Origin of the sequence: Paraburkholderia sp. BR10936, assembly GCF_040965735.1 — a bacterium.
In the GTDB taxonomy this organism is placed as follows: domain Bacteria; phylum Pseudomonadota; class Gammaproteobacteria; order Burkholderiales; family Burkholderiaceae; genus Paraburkholderia; species Paraburkholderia nodosa_A.
The window spans coordinates 127,917-150,823 of the sequence record NZ_JBFRCM010000003.1; the positions used below are offsets into that span (position 1 = coordinate 127,917).

Annotated in this window: 16 protein-coding genes, 1 tRNA gene and 2 riboswitches; of the genes, 14 read left to right on the top strand and 3 right to left on the bottom strand. The window is 64.4% G+C overall.

What is annotated here, in order from left to right; genetic code table 11:
• The first annotated feature begins 343 nt into the window (after positions 1-343).
• From AB4Y36_RS07130 to AB4Y36_RS07155, 6 genes are all read left to right on the top strand, one after another.
• Positions 344-1,540: a flagellin gene (locus AB4Y36_RS07130; protein ID WP_342949196.1), complete on the top strand. Its 1,197-nt coding sequence runs from the start codon at positions 344-346 to the stop codon at positions 1,538-1,540.
• A 145-nt stretch (positions 1,541-1,685) separates the two neighbouring features.
• Complete coding sequence (gene fliD, locus AB4Y36_RS07135; RefSeq protein WP_368682627.1) at positions 1,686-3,263, top strand: flagellar filament capping protein FliD; 1,578 nt, start codon at positions 1,686-1,688, stop codon at positions 3,261-3,263.
• Positions 3,264-3,286: 23 nt separating this feature from the next.
• Positions 3,287-3,586 carry a flagellar protein FliT gene (gene fliT / locus AB4Y36_RS07140; RefSeq protein ID WP_342949194.1) on the top strand — a complete coding sequence of 100 codons (300 nt, stop codon included), beginning with the start codon at positions 3,287-3,289 and terminating at the stop codon, positions 3,584-3,586.
• Between the two features lie 279 nt (positions 3,587-3,865).
• Positions 3,866-6,979, top strand: coding sequence for a tetratricopeptide repeat protein (locus AB4Y36_RS07145; protein ID WP_368682628.1), 3,114 nt, complete (start codon positions 3,866-3,868; stop codon positions 6,977-6,979).
• A 93-nt stretch (positions 6,980-7,072) separates the two neighbouring features.
• Positions 7,073-7,750, top strand: a complete 678-nt coding sequence (locus AB4Y36_RS07150; RefSeq protein WP_342949192.1) for a class I SAM-dependent methyltransferase — start codon at positions 7,073-7,075, stop codon at positions 7,748-7,750.
• 29 nt (positions 7,751-7,779) lie between these two features.
• On the top strand, positions 7,780-8,460 hold the full coding sequence (locus tag AB4Y36_RS07155; RefSeq protein WP_342949191.1) for a CmcI family methyltransferase: 681 nt from the start codon (positions 7,780-7,782) through the stop codon (positions 8,458-8,460).
• A gap of 289 nt (positions 8,461-8,749) precedes the next feature.
• Here AB4Y36_RS07155 and AB4Y36_RS07160 read toward each other — a convergent pair.
• Positions 8,750-8,825, bottom strand: a tRNA-Arg gene (locus AB4Y36_RS07160).
• A gap of 328 nt (positions 8,826-9,153) precedes the next feature.
• On the opposite strand from AB4Y36_RS07160, the gene AB4Y36_RS07165 reads away from it, so the two are divergent.
• Positions 9,154-10,077: a c-type cytochrome gene (locus AB4Y36_RS07165; RefSeq protein WP_342949179.1), complete on the top strand. Its 924-nt coding sequence runs from the start codon at positions 9,154-9,156 to the stop codon at positions 10,075-10,077.
• A gap of 94 nt (positions 10,078-10,171) precedes the next feature.
• On the opposite strand, the gene AB4Y36_RS07170 is transcribed toward AB4Y36_RS07165, so the two are convergent.
• Positions 10,172-10,753 (bottom strand): hypothetical protein, encoded by a 582-nt coding sequence (locus tag AB4Y36_RS07170; RefSeq protein ID WP_368682629.1) that lies wholly within the window; start codon positions 10,751-10,753, stop codon positions 10,172-10,174.
• Positions 10,754-10,837: 84 nt separating this feature from the next.
• On the bottom strand, positions 10,838-12,928 hold the full coding sequence (locus AB4Y36_RS07175) for a UvrD-helicase domain-containing protein (RefSeq protein ID WP_254319173.1): 2,091 nt from the start codon (positions 12,926-12,928) through the stop codon (positions 10,838-10,840).
• A gap of 276 nt (positions 12,929-13,204) precedes the next feature.
• Between AB4Y36_RS07175 and AB4Y36_RS07180 the strand changes: the two genes are divergently transcribed.
• The 7 genes from AB4Y36_RS07180 to AB4Y36_RS07210 all read left to right on the top strand — a co-directional run bounded on the left by AB4Y36_RS07180 (position 13,205) and on the right by AB4Y36_RS07210 (position 22,839).
• Positions 13,205-14,260 carry an oxidoreductase gene (locus AB4Y36_RS07180; protein ID WP_368603712.1) on the top strand — a complete coding sequence of 352 codons (1,056 nt, stop codon included), beginning with the start codon at positions 13,205-13,207 and terminating at the stop codon, positions 14,258-14,260.
• A gap of 176 nt (positions 14,261-14,436) precedes the next feature.
• A complete protein-coding gene (locus AB4Y36_RS07185) occupies positions 14,437-14,811 on the top strand; it encodes a hypothetical protein (RefSeq protein ID WP_368682630.1) in 375 nt (124 codons plus the stop codon).
• 214 nt (positions 14,812-15,025) lie between these two features.
• A riboswitch (glycine riboswitch) is annotated at positions 15,026-15,136 on the top strand.
• A 57-nt stretch (positions 15,137-15,193) separates the two neighbouring features.
• Positions 15,194-15,329, top strand: a riboswitch (glycine riboswitch).
• Between the two features lie 89 nt (positions 15,330-15,418).
• Entirely contained in the window at positions 15,419-16,537 is a 1,119-nt protein-coding gene (gene gcvT / locus AB4Y36_RS07190; RefSeq protein WP_368682631.1) for a glycine cleavage system aminomethyltransferase GcvT, read from the top strand.
• Between the two features lie 75 nt (positions 16,538-16,612).
• On the top strand, positions 16,613-16,993 hold the full coding sequence (gene gcvH / locus AB4Y36_RS07195; protein ID WP_028203325.1) for a glycine cleavage system protein GcvH: 381 nt from the start codon (positions 16,613-16,615) through the stop codon (positions 16,991-16,993).
• Between the two features lie 72 nt (positions 16,994-17,065).
• Complete coding sequence (gene gcvP / locus AB4Y36_RS07200; protein WP_368682632.1) at positions 17,066-20,038, top strand: aminomethyl-transferring glycine dehydrogenase; 2,973 nt, start codon at positions 17,066-17,068, stop codon at positions 20,036-20,038.
• Positions 20,039-20,294: 256 nt separating this feature from the next.
• The gene (locus AB4Y36_RS07205) at positions 20,295-21,353 is read left to right on the top strand and encodes an alginate lyase family protein (RefSeq protein ID WP_368682827.1); all 1,059 of its coding nucleotides are present in this window, start codon (positions 20,295-20,297) and stop codon (positions 21,351-21,353) included.
• A gap of 97 nt (positions 21,354-21,450) precedes the next feature.
• On the top strand, positions 21,451-22,839 hold the full coding sequence (locus AB4Y36_RS07210; protein ID WP_368682633.1) for an L-serine ammonia-lyase: 1,389 nt from the start codon (positions 21,451-21,453) through the stop codon (positions 22,837-22,839).
• Positions 22,840-22,907 lie beyond the last annotated feature (68 nt).

Sequence of the window (22,907 nt, forward strand, 5' to 3'; positions counted from 1 at the left end):
CGGACGGGAATCGCTGAGGATACGCCGCCTCGCGGCGCGCTGCAGCGGGCAAGGGCGCGCAGCCGCGGAAGTGCACCGGCGCCCTGCACTAAACCACACGCGATACCTGCCGTAAACACGCTTGCAAACTGCAAGACGCAGAAATGCGTGAGGGAAGCACGGAGCGCGGCGTAACCGGATTTTTTATGCAGCGCGCAAACGAGGTCTCGATTGTCGGTGCTTCCCCTCAAGTTTTTTTTACCCACGCCGACAACCTTCACTGAGGCGGCCAGCAATGAAAGATTGCACCCGCCGCGGCCATAGGGGCTTGTAACGGGCTTTCAGCCCGCTTAGGAGAATTTCCATGCTCGGAATTAACAGCAACATCAACTCGCTCGTCGCGCAACAGAACCTGACGGGCTCGGGCAGCGCGCTGTCGCAAGCGATCACGCGCCTGTCGTCGGGTAAGCGCATCAACAGCGCAGCTGACGATGCAGCAGGCCTCGCGATCTCGAACATCATGCAGACCCAGATCAACGGTCTGAATCAGGGTGTGTCGAACTCGAACGACGGCGTTTCGCTGGTTCAAACGGCATCGAGCGGTCTGTCGTCGCTGACGAGCAGCCTGCAACGTATCCGCCAGCTGGCTACGCAAGCGGCCAACGGCTCGATGACCTCCGACGACCGCGCAGCACTGCAGAAGGAAGTCAACCAGCAAGTTTCGGAAATCAACCGTATCGCGTCGCAAACGACGTACAACGGCATGAACGTGCTGAACGGTTCGCTCGGTAACGTGTCGTTCCAGGTTGGCGCGAACGTCGGCCAGACGATCAGCCTGAGCCTGACGCAAAACATGTCGGCGGCTTCGATCGGCAGCGGCGTGCCGCAAGCTGGGCAAACGCTCGGCACGTTCAGCGGCCTGAGCCTGAGCTCGGCTGGCGCCACGGTCGCAGCCTCGGCAGCAACGATCACCTCCGTCAATGTGGTCTCCGACGGCAGCGGCGGCTTCACGTTCACGGACCAGAACAACCAGGCACTGAGCCAGACGGCGGTCGGCGCTCTGTTCACGGCCTCCAACGAAGCCAGCAGCACCGGCGGCGGCTTCCAGGGCTCGGGTACGGCGGTCACGCTCACCGACGGCGGCATGTCGGCGGCTATGGCTGCAGCAGCCGGCTCGGCGGGTTCCGCAGCGGCCGCCGCCGCTGGTGTCGCCATGGAAACGCAGATCGGCGCGTACAACGCACCGACGGACGTTGCTAACGTCAACATCAGCACGGCAAGCGGCGCAAGCATGGCCATGGAGTCGATCGACAACGCGCTGAACACGCTGAACAACCTGCAAGCAACGCTCGGCGCAGCGCAAAACCGCTTCACGGCAATCGGCACGACGCAGCAAGCTCAGTCGACCGACCTGTCGACCGCCCAGTCGTCGATCCAGGACGCCAACTTCGCGGAAGAAACGGCGAACCTGAGCAAGGCGCAAGTGCTGCAGCAAGCTGGTATCTCGGTGCTGGCACAAGCGAACTCGCAGCCGCAGCAGATCCTGAAGCTCCTCCAGTAATACGAGCTTCTGTAGCCCAAGCGTTGCGCGCCCGGCCGCCATACCCGTGAGCGCAACGCAAGCCAATCGGGAGGATCACCTCCCGATTGGCATTTTCCAGACCTGAACCGATTCACACTGCAACGCCGACGCACGGAGCCCCTTCATGTCCACCGTAACCAGCTCGACAGCCAGCACGATCGCAAGTAGCGTCGCCGCCACGACCGCAGCGAGCAACGCCGCTCTGCAGCAAGCAGCCCAGTCGATCGTCAGCGGCTCGACCGGCAACTCGTCGATGGACGTGAATTCGCTCGTTACGGCGCTCGTCAACTCCAAGATCGCCGGCCAGGCCGCCACGATCAGCGCCGAGCAGACGCAGGACAACACCGAAATCTCCGCGTACGGCGCGCTTTCCGCCGCGCTTTCCGCACTTCAGGCAGGCCTCTCGCCGCTCTCGGATGGCACGACCCTCAGCGCATTCAGCACGACGCTCAGCGGCACCGGCATCACCGCCACAGCAGGCAGCGGCGCGGCAGCAGGGTCATACTCGCTCGATGTCAAGCAGGTGGCACAAGCCCAGGTGCTCACCTCGACCGGCTACGGTGCAACAACGGCGCTCGCGTCGGGCTCGTCCACGATGACGCTGACGGTTAACGGCGCCAGCACCACGATCTCGCTCGACAGCACCAACAGCACCGTTGCGGGTATTGCATCGGCGATCAACTCGGCCACCAACAATCCGGGCGTGACGGCAACGGTCGTCAACGGCGCCGACGGCGCGCACCTTGTGCTGCATTCGACGTCGACCGGTTCGCAGAACGGCATCAGCATCGCGATCAGCGATTCGAATTCCAGCGACGCACTGAACAACCTCGCCGTGACGACCACGGCAGGTACGGCGATCACGAGCTCGAGCGCGACTTCCGCCAACCTCACCGCTAACCAGTCGACGATCTCCAACACGACCAACTGGACACAGTCCACGGCCGCACAGGACGCCTATTTCACGATCGACGGCACGGGCGCGACCAGCACGACGAACACCGTAAAGACCGCGCTGTCTGGCGTGACGCTGACCCTCACCGCAGCGGCGGTCGACACGTCGAGCACGGGCAGCGGCGCACAAACGCTTACGGTTGCGCAGAACACGAGCGCGGAATCTAGCGCGATCAACAATTTCGTCACGCTGTACAACACGCTCGTGACGACGATGTCGACGCTCACGTCATTCAGTTCGACCTCGACGTCGCAGGGCGTGCTGCTTGGCGACTCGACGCTGAACATGATCCAGAACCAGCTCGCAACGATCGTGGCGACGGGCGTGAAGAGCGGCAATACGACGACCAGCCTGGCATCGATTGGCGTCACCCTGAATTCGGACGGCTCGCTCTCGGTCGACAGCGACACGCTGAATACGGCACTGCAAAACAATCAGTCGACCGTGGCGGCGCTGTTCAATTCGACCAACGGCGTCGCCGCCCAGTTGAATAACAACATCACGAGCTATCAGTCGAGCACGGGCGTCATCACGACGCGTACCAACTCGATCCAGACTGACCTGACGAACCTTTCGACGCAGCAGTCCAATCTCGCGGAATACCAGTCGCAGCTCACCAGCATGTACACTGCGCAATTCACCGCGCTCAACACGCTGATGGCGACGATGAACAACAACCAGCAATACCTCACGCAGCTCTTCGGCGGCACCAACAGCGCAGGCGCGCTGGCCACCAACAAGAGCTGAGCGCATCCAGCAGGAGAGACGACATGGAATTCGGGGCGCCCATCGATCGCATCTGGCAGATCACGAAAGACATCGAGCAGGCGGCAGCCGTCGGCGAATGGGAAAAGGCGGCCGAGCTTGCGAACGAGCGCTCACCCCTTCTCATGTCGCTCTCCGCGAAGCAAACGGGCGCCGCGCTCGAGGTGCTCAAGCAGGTTCACGCGGTCGATACACTTGTCGCCGCGGCGGCGGAGTCGGCACAAAGTACGCTTAGCGCCGAGTATCGTTGCGCCATGCAGGCAACGCGGAACGTGAATCTGTATCAGCGCGTTGCGCAGTTCTGAAGTCCGGACCTCGCACAGCGTCCAGAAATAACAACCAACCATTGCGCCTTTCGGGGCGCATTTGCGTACCTCGGCCCGCCTCGTGCGGGCTTTTCTTTTACGCGCCCTCATTACACACGGCTCGGGCCGCCACGGCCGACTACCCAGCTTCATTTCCGCCCGTTGCTCGCGCCAACCGAATTGGCGGGCGTTTTGACGTCAACTCGGCAATTCGTTCCGACGGGGCGCCCTGGATAATTGCCCTACTTCTGCTACCTGCGGCGCAAGCACGCCTTCGTCATGACCGCTTTCCATACTCCGACCGACCTCACCGCGCTCGTCCCCCAATCGCAAATGGGGAGCGACATTCAGCTCGTCATGGAAGCCGGGATCGAGCACCATCGCAAGCAGGAATACGACGAAGCTGAAGCGCTCTACGCCATTGTGCTGGAAGCGGATAGCGATCATGTCGACGCCAACTACCACATGGGCGTGCTGTATATGCAAACGGACCGGCCAGCCGAGGCCGTGCCGCACTTCGAAGCAGTGCTCGGCCACACGCCGAACTTCGCGCAACTGTGGGTCTACTACTTCAACGCCCTGACCGCCAGCAACCAGTTCGAAGCCGCGCGGATGGCGCTCGACGTGGCGCAGAAATGCGGCGTTCCTGCGGACGCCATCGATGCGTTGAAGGCTCGCCTGCCCCAGCTTGACGCCGCGTCGGCGCCCGCGCGTGAACCTTCGCACACGGCCGAAGCGATCGAAGCTATGCCGAAACAGCAGACGGCGGACACGCCCGCAGCGAAAATCGATCCACGCCGCGCAAGCGCGACGGAGTTGCGCAAGTTTGCAGATCTCTTCAACAGCAAAGAGACCGAGGCTGCGCTGACGCTTGCCCGTCGCTTGACGAAACAAAACCCCTCGCATGGCGAATGCTGGATTATGCTCACGCACGCCCTGCAGCGCGCAGGCCAGTATGCGGAATCCGTGACGTCGGCCGAGCGTGCCACCAGCCTGCTGCCCAATAGTCTCCCCGCTCAGATCATGCTGGCCGACGCGCTGCATATCACGCGGCAGTCCCAGCGAGCCGTATCGCACTGCCGCAAAGCGCTTGAAAAGCATCCCGAGAGTCCACAGCTGCATCGCACACTGGGCGCCGCCCTGCAGGCAACGGGCCGAACAGGCGAGGGCATCGCCCAGATGCGCCACGCCGTGGAACTGGCACCTCGTGACGCTATCGAACTCGACGCGCTGGCTAACGCGCTGAACGAGGATGGCCAGTACGATGAAGCGGAAAGCGCCTTCCGCAAGGCACTCGAACTCGCGCCGATGCAGGCTGCAACGCACAGCAACCTGCTGTTCTGCCTGATGCACAAGACCGATCTCGATGCAAAAAGCGCATTCGCGGAATTCAGCGAATTCGGGAAGCGCCAGGAAGCCCCCCTGCGTGCGCAGCGTTCGGAGCACACCAATGTTCGTGACCCCGCGCGGCGACTGCGAATCGGCTTCGTTTCGGGCGACCTGATCAATCACCCGGTCGCCTATTTTTTCCAGTCGATCGTAGAGCATCTGGCCCGCGATACAAGCCTGTCACTGCACGTCTATTCGAATTACGTGATCACCGACGCGTTCACGAATACGATCCGGGAGCACGCGCAAGAGTGGCATGAAGTCTTCGGCATGACCGACGCCGCGGTCGCGGAAAAGATTCGCGAAGACGGTATCGACATCCTGATCGATCTGTCCGGCCATACAGGTCGCAACCGCCTCGTGGCCTTCGCGCATAAGCCCGCGCCCATTCAGGTGAGCTGGATCGGCAATCCGGCCACGACCGGCCTGACGTCCATCGACTATTACATGTCGGACCGGTTCGTCACGCCGCTCGAACAGTTCGCCAGCTGCTTCACGGAAAAGCTCGTGTTTCTGCCTGCTCTCGCGCCATTCAAGCCGTACAAACAAGCGCCGGACGTGAACGAGTTGCCCGCCTTGAAAAATGGCTTCGTGACGTTCGGCAGCTTCAGCCGTCTGGTCAAGATCGGGCCGGAAGTCGTGGCGCTCTGGGCGCGCGTGCTGCGCGAGATACCGACTTCGCGCATGCTCATTGGCGCGATCACGTCGGTCGAACAAATGAACAAACTGGCCAAGCTGTTCGCAAGCGAAGGCATCGACGTGAGCCGCATCAGCTTTATGCAGCGCAAGAATACCGAGGTCTACCTGCAACAGCACCAGCAGGTCGATGTCTGTCTCGACGCGTTCCCGTTCGCCGGCTCGACCACGACCATGCACGCCCTGTGGATGGGCGTTCCCACTGTGACGCTGCCCGGCGTTTCGATGGCGAGCCGTGGCAGCACGGGATGGCTCTCGCACCTCGGGCTCAACGAGGCGTTCGTCGCGCGCGACAAGGACGACTTTGTGAGCAAGTGCGTCGCGCTGGCTGACGATCTCGACGCGCTCGCAACGGTACGCCGCGAGTTGCGCCAGCACTGCATGCAGTCGCCCATCATCAGCGCGAGCACGATCGCCAACGCCGTATCGCGTGCACTGCGCACCATGTGGCGGCGCTGGTGCGACGGGCTTGCACCCGAGCATTTCGAGGTCCTGGCGCAGCCGCAAGATGCATCGGCGGAGCCAGTTGTGGAACCGGCGCGCGAGCAGCAGCAACCGGACATTGCGCCGACAGCTGGATCGATCACGTCGATCGACGCGGTGACCGACATCCCCGCAGCGATGAAACCCATCCGTATCGTCTGCGGCACCCGTCGCACCCGTGAGCAGTTCTCGAATGAAACGGCGCTTGGCCGCTCGCTAAAGCTCTATGCGCACCTGCCAAACGTCGAACTCCAACTGTTCGACAACAACACGCGCGGACTGTCCAGCATCTACAACACGGCGATCGAAGAGGCTAAGCAGCGCCCGGCCATCCTCGTCTTCATTCACGACGACGTCTGGCTCAACGACTTCTTCTGGACCGAGCGCATCCGCGAATCCCTCGCCCGTTTCGAGGTGGTGGGGCTCGCCGGCAACCTGCGCCGCGTGCCGCGCCAGCCTGCATGGGCCTTCGCCACGCCCGATCTGCAGTGGGACGAGCGCAAATATCTGAGCGGAACCGTGGGTCACGGCACGGGTTTTCCGTGCAACATCGCGTCGACGTTCGGGCCTTCCGGACAGGAATGCAAGCTCCTCGACGGCCTGTTGCTGATCGCGGATAGCGATACGCTGGTAAAGAGCGGCCTGCGCTTCGACGAGCAGTTCAAGTTCCACTTTTACGATATGGACTTCTGCCGCCAGGCTGAACTAAAGGGGCTCCGCATGGGAACCTGGCCACTGAGCGTGGTTCACGAGAGTGGCGGAGCCTTTGGGACACCCACCTGGCGGGAAGGGTACGCGTCTTATTTGGACAAATATGGAGAGTGAGGCGCGCGGCGGGCGGTAGTCGTAATTGTCGAGATACCGCCCTCGTCGAAACGCCTTCACTGCCTCTCACAGCGATATCCACCGGAGCCTATATTGGATCAAACTCCTGTCCATCAGCATCACAATCCGGACTTACTTAACCTCATGCCGCAAGGCGCACGCCGCGTGCTGGAAGTCGGCTGCAGTTCCGGAGCGCTGGCGCGCGAATACAAAAAAACAAATCCGGGTGTGCACTATACCGGGATCGAGATTGTCCCGGCTTATGCCGAGATGGCACGCGAACACTGCGACCGCGTAATCGATGTAGACGTCGAGCGGGTAACTGTCGAGCAAATTCGTTCGGACCTCAATGCCGATTGCTGGGTCTTCGGGGACGTGCTCGAACACCTTCACGATCCCTGGGCACTACTGAGGAAAATTCGCGGGACGATGGATCGCGGCGGGTGCGTTGTTGCGTGCATTCCCAATGCGCAGCACTGGAGCGTGCAGGCTCGTCTGAGCTTTGGCGATTTCCGGTATCAGGACTCCGGCTTGTTCGACCGCACACATATCCGCTGGTTCACGCGCGTCACGATGCTGGAGATGTTTCGCGACGCGGGGTTTGTCGTCGATGCTGGCAAGGCGCGGATCTTCCACGAGCCGCAACGCGAGGCCTTTTTGCCCGTCATTCGTGCTATGGCGAGCGCAGCGGGTGCCGATGCAAACGCAGCGGTCGAGGACGCGAAGGCGTTCCAGTTCGTGTTTCGGGCGATCGTACCTCCTCAGCTTTAAATATTCCCATTCGTTGCACCGACCAAGGCATGGAAATGACGGACGGCTTTCTGCACAAGTATTTTCTTAATAACCCGGACAAGCGACTGCATAAGTGGATTCATTACTTTGACATTTATGAGCGTCACTTCACGCGCTTCAGAAATAAAGCGCCCGTGATGATCGAAATCGGCGTATTTGGCGGTGGATCACTGGCAATGTGGAAGGAGTTCTTCGGAGCCGGATCCAGAATCATAGGGGTCGATATCAATCCTCAGTGCAAGGCCCATGAAGCAGAGGGTATCGAGATTTTCATCGGCAGCCAGGACGACCCTGCCCTGATCGATCAGATATTCCGCAAATATCCGGAAGTCGACATCGTTCTCGATGACGGAAGCCATGTCATGAATCACATGATCTCTTCCTTCGAGCTGATGTATGACCGGCTTCACAAGAACGGAATTTATATGGTGGAGGACACTCACACCTGCTACTGGCCTGAATATCAGGGCGGCGTGGGGAGGCCTGGGAGTTTTATCGAATTTGCCAAGAACAAGATCGACGAACTGAATGCGGTTCATTCGAGAGGCAAAATCCCAATTTCAACCTTCACGAAGAGTACCGATTACATCGCCTGCTACGACAGCATCGTTGCGTTCGAACGTCGTCCGCAAGGACAGCGGCAAGCACCGATTACTTGCGCCATGGTTGAAAACCCGGCGACTATGTAATTTCGACATCCCTTGCTATGGCGCTCAACGCGACTGTTTGCGGGTCGCCAAGCGCCATCCGCTGTACCTTTGGCGTTGGGCTCGGTTCTATTGCCTGGTGCCCGCGCGCAGTTGATCGGCGGGCTCGGTCGCAGCACGTCGCCGGTGAGAGTCGGCGAACTGCCGGGGGCTTTACGCAACGTCGCGCAAGGTCGCTACCGACCCGAAGCCGGACGGAAAAATTCGCTGGAGAACTCCCGCACGGCGTATGCGCGCGGCGTAGAAAATCGCTGAAATCTTCGACAGACTTTGGCGCGCCCGGCTGGGATCGAACCAGCAACCCCTGCCTTCGGAGGGCAGTACTCTATCCATTGAGCTACGGGCGCGTTGACTTGCTGGCGCCGCCGATTGACCGAAGAATACGGGAAAGGCAGCGCCGAAGAGAGACCGAGAGAATAACCGGTTTCGGTTAAACCGTCCACCGCGCGGATTATTAAGGGTCACATCCCCATCAGGCACAATTCGGGCACAACTCAGACGCAACAACGCGCCCCTCCGCCGGTCCGCTCCGGGTAAACGCCCGCTGAACTCCCTCCGCGCCCAGCCACCAGCCGGAAAACCTTCCGTCTATAATCGTCGGTGTTTGATCTGCCGCATGGCCATTGCCGTCCTGCTGTACCGCTCACCATAAAACCAACGGGAGTCGAGACAAGCATGAGCGAAGCACCCCACGGAGCCCCGATCAAAACGCCCGGCCAGCTGATCGCCGCTGTCATCGCCGGGTTTGCCGTCCCCATCGTCATCATCATTTTGCTCGTCTATTACGTCGACAACACGACGCGCACCGGCGCGGGCACCGACGAGCTCTCTACCCAGCAGGTCGCCGCGCGCATCGCGCCCGTCGCGCAGGTCAACGTGCGCGACGCCAACGCGCCGCACGTCTACAAGACCGGCGAGCAGGTCTTCCAGGCTGTCTGCTCGGCGTGTCACGCCTCGGGCGCCGCCGGCGCGCCGAAGTTCGGCAACTCGGGCGACTGGGCGCCGCGCATCGCGCAGGGCTTCGACACGCTCTGGAAAACGGCGCTCTCCGGCAAGGGCGCGATGCCCCCGCGCGGCGGCACGAGCCCCGACGACTACAGCGACTACGAAATCGGCCTCGCCGTCGCCTATATGGCGAATCACGCGGGCGCGAACTTCCAGGATCCGCCCAAGCCCGCGCCAGGCGCTGCCAATGCAGCCAATGCGGCTTCGGGCGCGGCGGGCGCTGCACCGGCCTCCGGCGCATCGGGTGCCGATGCGAACGCCGCCCAGGCGCAAGCCGCCGCAGCGGCGATCGCGGCCATCCCGCAGGCTTCGTCCGCTCCCGCAGCAGGTGGCGGTTCGCAAAGCGCCGACGCCTCGCAGGCGGGCAAGGCACTCTATCAGCAGGTTTGCCAGGCGTGTCACGCCGCGGGCGTACTGGGCGCGCCGAAATTCGGCAACAAGGCCGACTGGGCGCCGCGCCTGAAGGACCCGATGGACACCGTCTACAACTACGCGCTGCACGGCAAGGGCCAGATGCCTCCCAAGGGTGGCTCGACGGCCTCCGACGCCGACGTGAAGGCCGCCGTCGATTACATGGTCAGCGCGGCGAAGTGAGCCGTCACGCGCGCGCCAAAGCGCAAAACGATCCCCGCCCGCAGCGATACGGGGCGGGGATTTTTATCTGCGTCGATGAAACAGCGGTCGCGCGTCAGCGCACGGGACGCGCGAATTCGCGGGCAAAAGCGAACGCACCCGAAGCGTCCCCGGCGAGCGCGCCGTAACGCGCAGCCAGTTCGGCGGGAGCGAGCCACGGATAGCTCAAGCCCTGTTGCAGGCGCTCGAGCCGCGCACCGTCCGGGTCGTCGATCACGTCCATCCGGGCAATGTGAATGTGGAATGCCGATACGCGCGGCGCGATGTCGTTCGAATCGAAAGTCCAGCGATACGTGCCGTGACCGATGCGCAGCGCGCCCGCCGCGTCCTCGCGCATCACGACGAGCCAGGGCAGCGCTTCGATCGTGCGCTCGCGCGCAACGAGCGCAGTGGCCTCGCAAAGGTAGTAGGTGCGGCAGCGCGAATAGCGCTCACCAAAATCGCTGACCAGCGTCTTCGCGATCGATTCGGCGCCGACGCTGCGCGCCGGAAACGCGATGTTCGGTGTGGCCAGCGAGAACGTCAGTTCCGCATCCTGCGCGAATGCTTCGTGAATCCGTGCGGGCTTCGTGTTGTCCTTCGCGTCGATATACGTTTCAAGCGCGTGACGGTAATGCTGGAGTAATGGATCTTCCATCTGCGGCAGCGAGCGGGTCAGAGGCGTTCACTCTACAGCCGCCCGCGTCCCAAAAAAGCAAACACCCGCTGCATGCCAGGGTCATCACCCCTTCTGCAACAACGCCTTCAAACTCGCCAGCCGGTCCTTCGGCGTCATCGGCGCTTCTTCGGCGGTCGGCGGCGGCGCGTCGTCGAGGCCCATTTCCGGAATGAAGCGCGATGCCTCGCACACCACCGTCTCGCGCGCCCGCTTGCGCTTCTTGCACCAGTTCAGATGCAGGCTGCGCTGCGCCCGCGTGATCGCCACGTACATGAGGCGCCGCTCTTCCTCGATGCGTCCTTCGTCGATCACATCGTCTTCCGAGCCGCCGCGGTGCGGCATGATCCCCTCTTCCACGCCCACCAGGAACACGTGCGGATACTCCAGTCCCTTCGACGCATGCACGGTCGAAAGCCTCACGGCGTCCGGGTCCTCTTCCTTGCCTTCGAGCATCGACATCAGCGCGACGGTTTGAATGAGGCCCATGAGATTCTTGCCGGTGTCGGCGAGACCGTCGGCATTGTCATATCCGGTGGCTTCGCTGTCTTCGCCGATCTCCTGCTCGGGCTTGGTGCCCTTGCGCTTGAGCCACTCGAGGAATTCGAGCACGTTCTGCCACTTCGACTGCGCCTGGCGCTCGTCGAAGGCGTCGTAGAGATACGCCTCGTAGTGAATCGCATCCATGAGGTCGTCGAGCACGACCGTCGCCGGGTCCTTCTGCGCGCGCTCGGCGAGGCGCTGCATGAAATCGCAGAACACGCGCATCGGCTCGACCTGGCGCGCCGAAAGCCGCGCCTCGATACCGCCCATGTAGACGGCCTCGAAAAGCGACACCTTCGCCTGCCCCGCGAACGAACCAAGCGCTTCGAGCGTGGTGTTGCCCACGCCGCGGCGCGGCGTGGTGATCGCGCGGATGAACGCGGGATCGTCGTCGTGATTGGCGATCAGGCGCAGGTAAGCGCAGATGTCCTTGATCTCGGCCTTGTCGAAGAATGACTGGCCGCCCGAGAGCACATAGGGAATGCGCTCGCGGCGCAGCACCTGTTCGAAGATGCGCGCCTGGAAATTGCCGCGATACAGAATCGCGTAATCGCGAAACTGTGCACGGCGCTCGAACTTGTGCGCCGAAAGCCGGAACACGACCGACTCGGCTTCGTGCTCTTCGTCGTTGCAGGGCGTGACGGTGATGGTGTCGCCCATGCCGTGCTCGGACCACAGCTTCTTCTCGAACAGCTTCGGATTGTTCGCGATGACGTTGTTCGCGGCCGTGAGAATGCGTACCGTCGAGCGGTAGTTCTGCTCGAGCTTGATGACGTGCAGCTTCGGAAAGTCCTTGCCAAGTTGCGCGAGATTTTCGAGCGTGGCGCCGCGCCAGCCGTAGATGGCCTGGTCGTCGTCGCCCACGGCCGTAAACGCCGCGCGCGGGCCCGCCAGCAGTTTCAGCAGTTCGTACTGGCAGGCGTTGGTGTCCTGGTATTCGTCGACCAGCAGGTAGCGCAGCTTGTTCTGCCAGCGGTCGCGCACCTGCTCGTTCTTCGCGAACAGCTCGGCAGGCAGGCGGATCAGGTCGTCGAAGTCCACCGCCTGATACGCGTGCAACGTCGCCATGTAGTTGCGATAGACGATGGCCGCCTGGTGCTCGTCCTCGTTCGAGGCCGTGGCCAGCGCCTGCTCGGGCATCACGAGTCCGTTCTTCCAGAGCGAGACGATCGACTGGATCTTGCGGATGAAGCCCTTGTCCGTCGAGCCCACCTGCTCCTGGATCATGGCGAAGCAGTCGTCGGCATCCATGATCGAGAACTGGGGCTTCAGGCCCAGGTGTTCCGCCTCCTGGCGCAGAATCTGCACGCCGAGCGAGTGGAACGTGCAGACCGTCAGCTGGTTGGTCGGCACCTTGCGGCCTTCCTTGCCGGGCGTGGTGAGCGTCTTGCCTTCGAGCAGCTTGCCCACGCGCTCGCGCATTTCGGCGGCGGCCTTGTTGGTAAAGGTGACGGCGGCGATATGGCGCGGCTCGAAGCCTTTCGCTTCGATGAGGTGCGCGATCTTCTGCGTGATGACACGCGTCTTGCCGCTGCCCGCGCCGGCGAGCACAAGACAGGGACCGTCGAGATAGCGCACCGCTTCGTTTTGGGCGGAATTGAGGCCTGCGGACATCGTTGCTGGATTGGAAAAACGGGTGGTACGGCTGGGAGGCGTGCGAACGGGGCGCGTAGCCTTTCGTGACGCCGCACGGCGCGAGGCGTGCGTACGTCGCAGCGGCCTCTCACGCGGGAGGTGCGATGTTAACACGGTACAGCGATACGCCGATGGCGCCCCCGATGTTCCTCTTTCCACAGCTCACCCGTCCCTCGCCTCGCTCCGCACGCTCTACGCGCCGTGCCACAATAACGGGCTCCCGCCACCCGCACTCGCTGGAAAGAGGAGCGCCAAATGACTGCACCGCAACCACTGCAAATCGGCCTGATGGGCTACGGCTTCGCCGGCCAGACTTTCCACGCCCCCGTGATCGCGCATAGCGGCGCCGCGCAGCTCGCCGCCATCGCCACGAGCCAGGCCGAACGCGCCCAGGCCGACTATCCCGACGCCGCGATCGTGCCCGACCTGGACGCGCTGCTCTCGATCGATGCCATCGAATGCGTCGTGATCGCCACGCCCAACGACACGCACTACGACCTCGCGCGCCGCACGCTCGAGCGCGGCAAACACGTGCTGGTCGACAAGCCGGTCACGCTCACTTCCGAGGAAGCGCGCACGCTCGCGGCCATCGCGAAGCAGCGCGGCCTCGTGTTCGCACCGTTCCACAACCGCCGCTGGGACGGCGATTTCCTCACCGTGCGCGAGCTGATCGAGCGCGGCGAACTCGGGCGCATCACGCACTACGAATCGCACTTTGACCGCTTCCGCCCGCAAGTGAAGCAGCGCTGGCGCGAAGACGCCACGCGCGGCGGCGGCCTGCTCTACGATCTCGGCCCGCATCTGATCGACCAGACGCTCGCGCTCTTCGGCGCACCCGAGTCGATCACCGCATTCGTTCACACGCGCCGCGAAAACGCGAGCGCGCCGGATTACGCGCACCTCGTGCTGCGCTACCCGCACCACGACGCGGTGCTGCACGCCAGCGCGCTCGCCGCGTACGCGCCGCGCTTCGCGATTCATGGCACGCGCGGCAGCTATCTGAAGAACGGGCTCGACACTCAGGAAGATCAGCTCAAGGACGGCCTGCGCCCGGGCCAGCCCGGTTTCGGCGCGGGCAACGATACGGGCCGCCTCCACGTGCTGCGCGACGACGGCCAGGAAGCCGATCTCGAAGTGCCCAACGCTGCGGGCAATTACGCCGATCTGTATCGCGCGCTTGCGGCGGCGATCCGCGAAGGCAAGCCGTTCCCGGTAAGCCCGCAGGACGCCATCGACGTCATGACGCTCATCGAACTCGCCATGCAAAGCGCGCAGGACGGCCGCACGCTGGGGTTCGTGCGCCAGTCCTGAGCACACCGGCGCGCGCTTTCGGCTGCGGCGTCGACCTTGCATTGCGCCGACGCCGCTGAAAGGACCATACAAATGGTTACATCTGGTTGCCGCGGTGGGGTCATCACGCTGCAATCGCCAGACGTTTGTGGACATGCAAGCCCAAAAAAGCAACGACAAGACCAAGGAGAGTCTGAATGACCCGCTACATCCCCGCTCTACGCCTGATCGCCGCCGGCGCGCTCGTTTCGACCCTCGCCGCGTGCGTGGTCAACCAGCCGGCGCACCACCCCGCTGCGCCGCCGCCGCCCGGCCCGAATCCCCACGAAGTCGCCGTCGATCGCCTGCATCAGGTCGACAGCCGCATCGACAACCTGGGCCATCGCATCGATATGCGCGTGAGCCAGGGCTACTACCCGCCGCCCCAAGGCGGCGCGCTCCATCACCGCCTCGACACGATCCGCGGCGAAGCTCACGACATGGCCGCGCAGCACGGCGGCGGCATCTCGCCCGACGAGCAACACGTTCTGAACGAGGAACTCGACACGGCCGCTCGCGCCATCGGCGAGTAAGCGCCACACGCATTGGCCTGTCGGCACGGACCGCGCGCTCGCGGCTCGTGCCGACCCATCTGCCCACCCGAACCGCCCCCGTTTTTCTCCGGCGCGATGCATGGCGCGTTATTCATCTGCGCAAGCCAATGCCAGCAAGGCTCACGCCCCTTTGCTGGCGCCGCGCGCAGAATTTTTCCGCATTGACATAGCCCCGAGGCGTCGCGCACAATCGCTGCGCGCGCCGGGAGAGCGCGCCGTTTGCCTTAGCTTGCTTTCGCAAGTGCAACCGGCGCCGCCGAAGGGGCAACCCACAAACTCTCAGGCAAAAGGACCGTGCGCGCCGGACCGCTGATTCGCTGCCTTTGCGCTTTTTGCGCGAGATGACGCGAAGCGGCACACAGTCCGCAACTCTGGAGAGCGGCAGTAGAACGGGCGGCGGCGGATCGTAACCCCCACGCGTTCAGGCTGCCCACCGAAGGGGCGCGCGCCAGCGGCAACGGCGCAATCTCTCAGGTACCGAGGACAGAGGGGCCATGCAAGAACCGACCACGGGCATCGTGCCTGCGGCGCTTCCTGCATGGCCTTTTTCGTTTTCGCGCGAATTTTCGCGACCGCCTGAGGCCCCATGACCGAACTCAAACGCACCCCGCTGAACGACACGCACCGCGCGCTGAATGCCCGCATGGTCGACTTCGGCGGCTGGGACATGCCCGTCAACTACGGCTCGCAGATCGACGAACATCGCGCCGTGCGCACCGACGCCGGCATGTTCGACGTCTCGCACATGTGCGTCGTCGACTTTTTGGGCCCGAAGGCGCGCGAGTTCTTCTCCCGCGCGCTCGCCAACAACGTCGCCAAGCTCACCACGCCGGGCAAGGCGCTCTATTCGTGCATGCTGAACCCCGAAGGCGGCGTGATCGACGACTTGATCGTCTACTTCTTCGCCGACGACCAGTTCCGCACCGTCGTCAACGCCGGCACAGCCGAAAAAGACATCGCCTGGTTCGAGAAGCTCAACGCCGAAGGCGGCTTCGGCCTCACCATCACGCCGCGCCGCGATCTCGCGATCGTCGCCGTGCAGGGCCCGAACGCGCGCGAAAAGGTCTGGCAGGTCGCGCCCTCGTCGCGCAGCGCCACCGAAGTTCTCAAACCCTTCAACGCCGCGAAGATCGAAGCCACGCCGTTCGGCGAGCTGATGATCGCGCGCACGGGCTACACCGGCGAAGACGGCTTCGAAATCGTGGTGCCCGCCGCCGCCGTTTGCGAACTTTGGGACGCCCTGCAGCGCCAGGGCGTGAAGCCCTGCGGCCTCGGCGCGCGTGACACGCTGCGCCTCGAAGCGGGCATGAACCTCTACGGCCAGGACATGGACGACGGCGTCTCGCCGCTCGACGCCGGCCTCGCCTGGACCGTCGACATGAAGGAGCCGCGCGACTTCGTCGGCCGCGGCGCGCTGGAGGCGAACGGTTCGCGTTCGGCCTTCGTCGGCCTGATCCTGCAGAAGGAAAACGGCAAGGCCGGCGGCGTGCTGCGCGCGCACCAGAAAGTGCTCACGCCGCACGGCGCGGGCGAGATCACGAGCGGCACGTTCTCGCCGAGCATGCAGGAATCGATCGCCTTCGCGCGCGTGCCGCAGGGCGTGCAGCCGGGCGATGTCGTGCAGGTGCAGATCCGTGACAAAGCCCTTCCCGCAAGCGTGGTAAAACTGCCGTTCGTGCACAACGGCAAGGTGCTCGCCGCCTGATCCGCGAGGATCCTGCCAGCGCGCACGCCCTCCCCTTTTCGAGCAACAAAAACCGCACCACGCACTGGAGCAACCATGAGCATCCCGGCCGATCTGAAATACACCGAATCGCACGAGTGGATCCGCACCGAAGCCGACGGCACGCTGACCATCGGCATCACCGACCACGCGCAGGAAGCGCTCGGCGACATCGTCTTCCTCGAACTGCCCGAAGCGGGCCGCGCCGTCACCGCCGGCGACGCCGTTGCCGTGATCGAGTCGGTCAAGGCCGCCTCGGACATCTACGCGCCGGTCGCAGGCGAAATCATCGAAGCGAACACGTCGCTCGTCGACACGCCCGACCAGGTGAACGGCGCGCCGTACGAGTCGTGGCTCTTCAAGATCAAGCCCGCCGCCGACGCCAAGCTCGACTCGCTGATCGACGCCGCCGCCTACGAAAAGGCGATCGGCGCGTAAATCGCAACCTTGCCTTAACCGCCATGGCGCGGCGGCGCGCTCAGAACGCCGCCCGCGCCCGCAGGAATCCCTATGAAGCTCGAACACCCGGATCGTCTGATGAACTCCCCGCTCTCGCTTGCTGCACTTGAAGCGCACGACGCTTTCGCCGCCCGCCACATCGGCCCCGACACGGCCGACCAGCAGGCGATGCTCGACGCGCTCGGCTTCGCCTCGCGCGCCGCGCTGATCGATGCGGTGATTCCGGCCAAGATCCGCCGCAACGAGACGCTGCCGCTCGGGCCGTTCTCGCAGCCGCGCTCGGAAGCCGAGGCGCTCGCCGCCCTGCGCGCGCTCGCGGACAAGAACCAGGTGTTCCGCTCCTATATCGGGCAGGGCTACTACGACACGCACACGCCGGCCGTCATCCTGCGCAACGTGCTCGAAAACCCGGCGTGGTACACCGCGTACACGCCGTACCAGCCGGAAATCTCGCAGGGCCGCCTCGAAGCCCTCTTGAACTTCCAGCAGATGATCACCGACCTGACCGGCCTCGCGATCTCGAACGCGTCGCTGCTCGACGAAGCCACCGCCGCCGCCGAAGCCATGACGCTCGTGCAGCGCGTGGGCAAGTCGAAGTCGAACGTGTTCTTCGTCGCCGACGACGTGCTGGCGCAGACCATCGAAGTCGTGAAGACGCGCGCCAAGCCGATCGGCATCGAGGTAAAGGTCGGTCCGGCCGCTGAAGCAGTCAATGCAGGTGCCTTCGGCGTGCTGCTGCAATATCCGGGCGTCAACGGCGACGTGCGCGACTACCGCGCGCTTGCGCAAGCCGTGCACGCAGCCGGCGGCGCGGTGATCGCCGCCGCCGATCTGCTTGCACTCACCGTCCTCACGCCGCCGGGCGAATGGGGCGCGGACGTGGCCGTGGGCAACTCGCAGCGCTTTGGCGTGCCGATGGGCTTCGGCGGCCCGCACGCCGCCTACCTCGCGGTGAAGGACGAATTCAAGCGCCAGATGCCGGGCCGTCTCGTCGGCGTGACCATCGACGCGCAAGGCAACCCGGCGCTGCGCCTCGCGCTGCAAACGCGCGAACAGCACATCCGCCGCGAAAAAGCGACGTCGAACGTCTGCACGGCACAGGCGCTGCTCGCGATCATGGCGAGCATGTACGCCGTCTACCATGGCCCGCAAGGCTTGAAGCGCATTGCGCAGCGCGTGAATCGCGTCGCCGCGATCCTCGCCGCGGGCGCGAAGCAACTGGGCTACACGCTCGTGAACGAAGCGTTCTTCGACACGCTCACGTTCGAAGCCGGCCCGCGCACCCAGGCGCTCCACGACGCGGCCCTCGCGCGCGGCATGAACCTGCGCCACGTGAGTGAGACGCGTGTGGGCGTGTCCGTCGACGAAACGACTTCGCGCGCCGATCTGGCCGACCTGCTCGCCGTGTTCGCGCAAGCCGCGTTCGCCGGCGAAGCGCCGTCGGTCGACAAGCTCGACGCCGAACTCACGCAAGCCGCCGCGTTGACGTTCCCGGCCGCGCTGGTGCGCGAAAGCGCGTACCTCACGCATCCGGTGTTCAACCGTCACCATTCGGAAACGGAAATGCTGCGCTACCTGCGCAGCCTCTCCGACAAGGACCTCGCGCTCGACCGCTCGATGATCCCGCTCGGCTCGTGCACGATGAAGCTCAACGCGACCTCGGAAATGCTGCCGGTGACGTGGCCCGAGTTCGGCCGCATCCACCCGTTCGCGCCTGCGGAGCAAACGGTTGGCTATCGCGAGATGGTCGATCAGCTCGAACAGATGCTCGTGGCCGCAACGGGCTACGCCGCCGTCTCGCTGCAGCCGAACGCGGGCTCGCAGGGCGAATACGCGGGTCTGCTCATCATCCAGGCGTACCACGCCTCGCGCGGCGAAGCGCATCGCAACGTCTGCCTGATTCCCGCTTCGGCGCACGGCACGAACCCCGCATCGGCGCAGATGGCCGGCATGCAGGTGGTCGTGGTCGCGTGCGACGCGCAAGGCAACATCGATCTCGCCGACCTCAAGGCCAAGGCCGCGCAGCACGCGGCGAAGCTCGCCGCGATCATGATCACGTACCCATCCACGCACGGCGTGTTCGAAGAGAACGTGCGCGAAGTCTGCGAGATCGTGCACGCGGCGGGCGGCCAGGTGTACGTGGACGGCGCGAACATGAACGCCATGGTGGGTCTGGCGGCGCCGGGCCAGTTCGGCGGCGACGTCTCGCACCTGAACCTGCACAAGACCTTCTGCATTCCGCACGGCGGCGGCGGCCCGGGCGTCGGTCCGGTCGCAGTAGGCGCGCACCTCGCGCAGTTCCTGCCGAACCAGCTTTCGTCGGGCTACAAGCGCTCGACCGATAAGGGTCACGGCATCGGCGCGGTGAGCGCGGCGCCTTACGGCTCGGCCTCGATCCTGCCGATCTCGTGGATGTACATCGCCATGATGGGCGCGGCCAACCTGACCGCTGCGACCGAAAACGCGATCCTCAACGCCAACTACGTGGCGAACAAGCTCGCGCCGCACTTCCCGGTGCTCTACAGCGGCCCGGGCGGGCTCGTCGCGCACGAGTGCATTCTCGACCTGCGCCCCATCAAGGATGCAAGCGGCATCACCGTGGACGACGTGGCCAAGCGCCTGATGGACTACGGCTTCCACGCCCCGACCATGAGCTTCCCGGTGCCGGGCACGCTGATGGTCGAGCCGACCGAGTCGGAGTCGAAGGAGGAGCTCGACCGCTTCATCGACGCGATGGTTGCCATCCGCGAGGAAATCCGCGCCGTGGAAGACGGCCGCGCGGACAAGGAAGACAACCCGCTGCGTCACGCGCCGCACACGGCCGCCGTGGTGGTCGCCGACGACTGGAAGCACGCCTACTCGCGCGAGCAGGCCGCCTACCCGGTCGCATCGCTCGTCGCACGCAAGTACTGGCCGCCGGTTGGCCGCGCCGACAACGCTTACGGCGACCGCAACCTGTTCTGCTCGTGCGTGCCGCTTAGCGAATATGCGGGCGAACATGCAGACGAAACCGCCGGCGAATAAGCCCTTGTGAAGCCGCCGCGTGACCTTCGGCTCACGCGGCGGCGGTCATCCCTCTCACATTTGCCGCCGCAAACCGCTAACATCACACACCTGTCAGCCTTGAATCAGGGAGTCGCGCATGGCGCGGAAGGTGCGAATGGTTCCATTGCGGAACTCGGTGCGGGACTTGCCGCATGCCGCAACGCGGAATTCGGTCCGGCAAGCCCGGCACGCGCGCGGTGCGCTGTTACGCCGCCCGCAGCGCCTTACCGCCGCGCTGGCGCTGGCCTGCGCCACCTTCACCGGCACCTTCGCCGGCGCGGCGCACGCGGCCATGAACTTCTGCGCGGCCCCCGCGCTGCAATCGAGCGAGCGCACCAACTCCGATCCGGGCGTGAAGGCGCTCGTGGCCGAGGTGCTGACGCACGTGAACGACACGCCGCGTCCGCTGCCGCGCCTGCACACCGAGGGCACGCTGCCGCACGAGGGCATCTACGACCAGAGCGTCGAGGCGGCGAAGGAACTCGACCTCATGCGCAACGCCGCGCTCGCGTGGCGCGCGACGAGCGACGAGCGCTTCCTGAAGCTCGTGGACCGCTTTCTGCTCGCCTGGGTCACCACGTACAAGCCGAGCTTCAATCCCATCGACGAAACGCGTTTCGAGGGGCTGATACTCGCCTACGACATGACCGCGAGCGCGCTGCCCGTGAAAACGCGCAACGCGACCATGCAGTTCCTGAACAGCTTCGCGACCGGCTATATCGCGCAGATCGACGCGCAGCCGCGCCCGCTCAAGGGAAATTTTGCGAACAACTGGCAGAGCCATCGGGTCAAACTGATAGCGATGATCGCGTTCACGCTCGACAACCGCAAGATGATCGCGACGGCGCAGCGGCTCTTCGTCGAGCATCTCGGCGACAACGTCGCGCCCGACGGCTCGACGCTCGACTTCTCCGAGCGCGATGCACTGCACTACGTGACCTACGATTTGCAGCCGCTCGTGACCGCCGCGCTCGCCGCGCGCCGCCACAACCGCAACTGGCTGACCGAACGCGCGGCCAACGGCGCGACGCTCGCGGGCGCGCTCGACTGGCTCACGCCGTATGCGCTCGGCCAGAAGACGCACGACGAATTCGTGCATTCGAACGTACCGTTCGACGCGAAGCGGCGCGAAGCGGGCCTGCCGGGCTACACCGGCCAGTGGGACCCCAAAAACGCCGCCGAACTGTTTCACCTCGCGGCGCGACTCGACGGCCGCTTTGCACCAGTCGCGCTGAAACTCGCGCCCACGCCGCCCGCGTGGCTCGCCGTCTGTCTGCCGTTGCCGGCGCGGTAAAACGCGCGCGGGATGCGGCGGCGGCACGGGAAATAACGATGCCGCCGAACGCGCCGCATCCCTACAAACCAACGTCAGACAAGCAGGAGCAGTACCCATGGCAGTAAGCGTTTTCGATCTCTTCAAAGTCGGCATCGGGCCCTCCAGCTCGCACACGGTCGGGCCGATGCGCGCAGCGCTGATGTTCGCCGAAGGACTCGAGCGCGACAGTCTGCTTGCGAGCACGGCCGCCGTGAAGGTCGAGCTGTACGGCTCGCTCGGCGCCACCGGCAAGGGCCACGGCACTGACCGCGGCGTCATGCTGGGCCTCATGGGCGACGCGCCCGACACCGTCGATCCCGACACCATCAGCGAGCGCCTCGAAGCCGTGCGCACCTCGCGCCAGCTCGCGCTGCTCGGCCGCCATCCCATCGCGTTCGTTCCCAAGGAGCACGTGGCGTTCTATCGCCAGGCGCTGCCCGAACACCCGAACGGCATGAAGCTGCGCGCGCTCGATGCGAACGGCGACACGCTGCGCGAAAGCACGTATCTGTCGGTAGGCGGCGGCTTCGTCGTCACGGCCGGCGCGCCGAACACGAAGGTGCTCGCGGCGGCCCAGCAATTGCCGAATCCGTTCACCACGGGCGCGGAGATGCTCGCGCTGTGCGCCTCGACGGGCAAGAGCATCGCGCAGTTGATGCTCGAAAACGAGCGCGTCTGGCACAGCGACGAGCAGATCCGCTCAGGTCTCCTGCACATCTGGAACGTGATGCAGTCGTGCGTATCGCGCGGTTGCGGCATCAACAATCCCGACGCCGACGGCACGCTGCCCGGCCCCTTCGCCGTGAAGCGCCGTGCGCCGCAGCTTCATCGCGCGCTGACCAGCAACCCCGAGCGCGCGCTGCAAGATCCGCTCTCGATGATCGACTGGATCAACCTGTACGCCATCGCCGTGAACGAGGAAAACGCCGCGGGCGGGCGCGTCGTGACTGCGCCGACCAACGGCGCAGCGGGCATCATCCCCGCCGTGCTGCACTACTACGTGCGCTTCACGCCGGGCGCGAACGAACAGGGCGTGATCGACTTCCTGCTCACCGCGGCCGCCATCGGCATTCTCTACAAGCTCAACGCGTCGATTTCGGGCGCCGAAGTGGGCTGCCAGGGCGAAGTGGGCGTGGCCTGCTCGATGGCCGCCGGCGCGCTCGCCGCCGTGCTGGGCGGTACGCCGCTGCAGGTCGAAAACGCCGCCGAAATCGGCATGGAGCACAACCTCGGCCTCACCTGCGACCCCGTGGGCGGCATGGTGCAGATTCCCTGCATCGAACGCAACGCCATGGCCTCGGTGAAAGCCGTGAACGCCGCGCGCATGGCGCTGCGCGGCGACGGCGCGCATTACGTCTCGCTCGACTCGGTGATCAAGACGATGCGCGAGACCGGCGCCGACATGAAGACGAAGTACAAGGAGACCTCGCGCGGCGGCCTCGCGGTGAACATCGTCGAGTGCTGATTCGCTGAAACGCTGTCGCCTTGCCTGAAGCATCCGAACGTAATCACGTAACGATTGAAGGAGACTTG

Excerpts from the sequence above, each read along its gene's own strand:
- AB4Y36_RS07155 (WP_342949191.1), top strand. The coding sequence starts at position 7,780 with ATGGAAATGACGGACGGCTTTCTGCACAAGTATTTTCTTAATAACCCG.
- fliD (WP_368682627.1), top strand. The coding sequence starts at position 1,686 with ATGTCCACCGTAACCAGCTCGACAGCCAGCACGATCGCAAGTAGCGTC.
- fliT (WP_342949194.1), top strand. The coding sequence starts at position 3,287 with ATGGAATTCGGGGCGCCCATCGATCGCATCTGGCAGATCACGAAAGAC.
- AB4Y36_RS07170 (WP_368682629.1), bottom strand. The coding sequence starts at position 10,753 with ATGGAAGATCCATTACTCCAGCATTACCGTCACGCGCTTGAAACGTAT.
- AB4Y36_RS07130 (WP_342949196.1), top strand. The coding sequence starts at position 344 with ATGCTCGGAATTAACAGCAACATCAACTCGCTCGTCGCGCAACAGAAC.
- gcvP (WP_368682632.1), top strand. The coding sequence starts at position 17,066 with ATGAAGCTCGAACACCCGGATCGTCTGATGAACTCCCCGCTCTCGCTT.
- AB4Y36_RS07180 (WP_368603712.1), top strand. The coding sequence starts at position 13,205 with ATGACTGCACCGCAACCACTGCAAATCGGCCTGATGGGCTACGGCTTC.
- AB4Y36_RS07165 (WP_342949179.1), top strand. The coding sequence starts at position 9,154 with ATGAGCGAAGCACCCCACGGAGCCCCGATCAAAACGCCCGGCCAGCTG.
- AB4Y36_RS07210 (WP_368682633.1), top strand. The coding sequence starts at position 21,451 with ATGGCAGTAAGCGTTTTCGATCTCTTCAAAGTCGGCATCGGGCCCTCC.
- AB4Y36_RS07175 (WP_254319173.1), bottom strand. The coding sequence starts at position 12,928 with ATGTCCGCAGGCCTCAATTCCGCCCAAAACGAAGCGGTGCGCTATCTC.
- gcvH (WP_028203325.1), top strand. The coding sequence starts at position 16,613 with ATGAGCATCCCGGCCGATCTGAAATACACCGAATCGCACGAGTGGATC.
- gcvT (WP_368682631.1), top strand. The coding sequence starts at position 15,419 with ATGACCGAACTCAAACGCACCCCGCTGAACGACACGCACCGCGCGCTG.
- AB4Y36_RS07145 (WP_368682628.1), top strand. The coding sequence starts at position 3,866 with ATGACCGCTTTCCATACTCCGACCGACCTCACCGCGCTCGTCCCCCAA.
- AB4Y36_RS07185 (WP_368682630.1), top strand. The coding sequence starts at position 14,437 with ATGACCCGCTACATCCCCGCTCTACGCCTGATCGCCGCCGGCGCGCTC.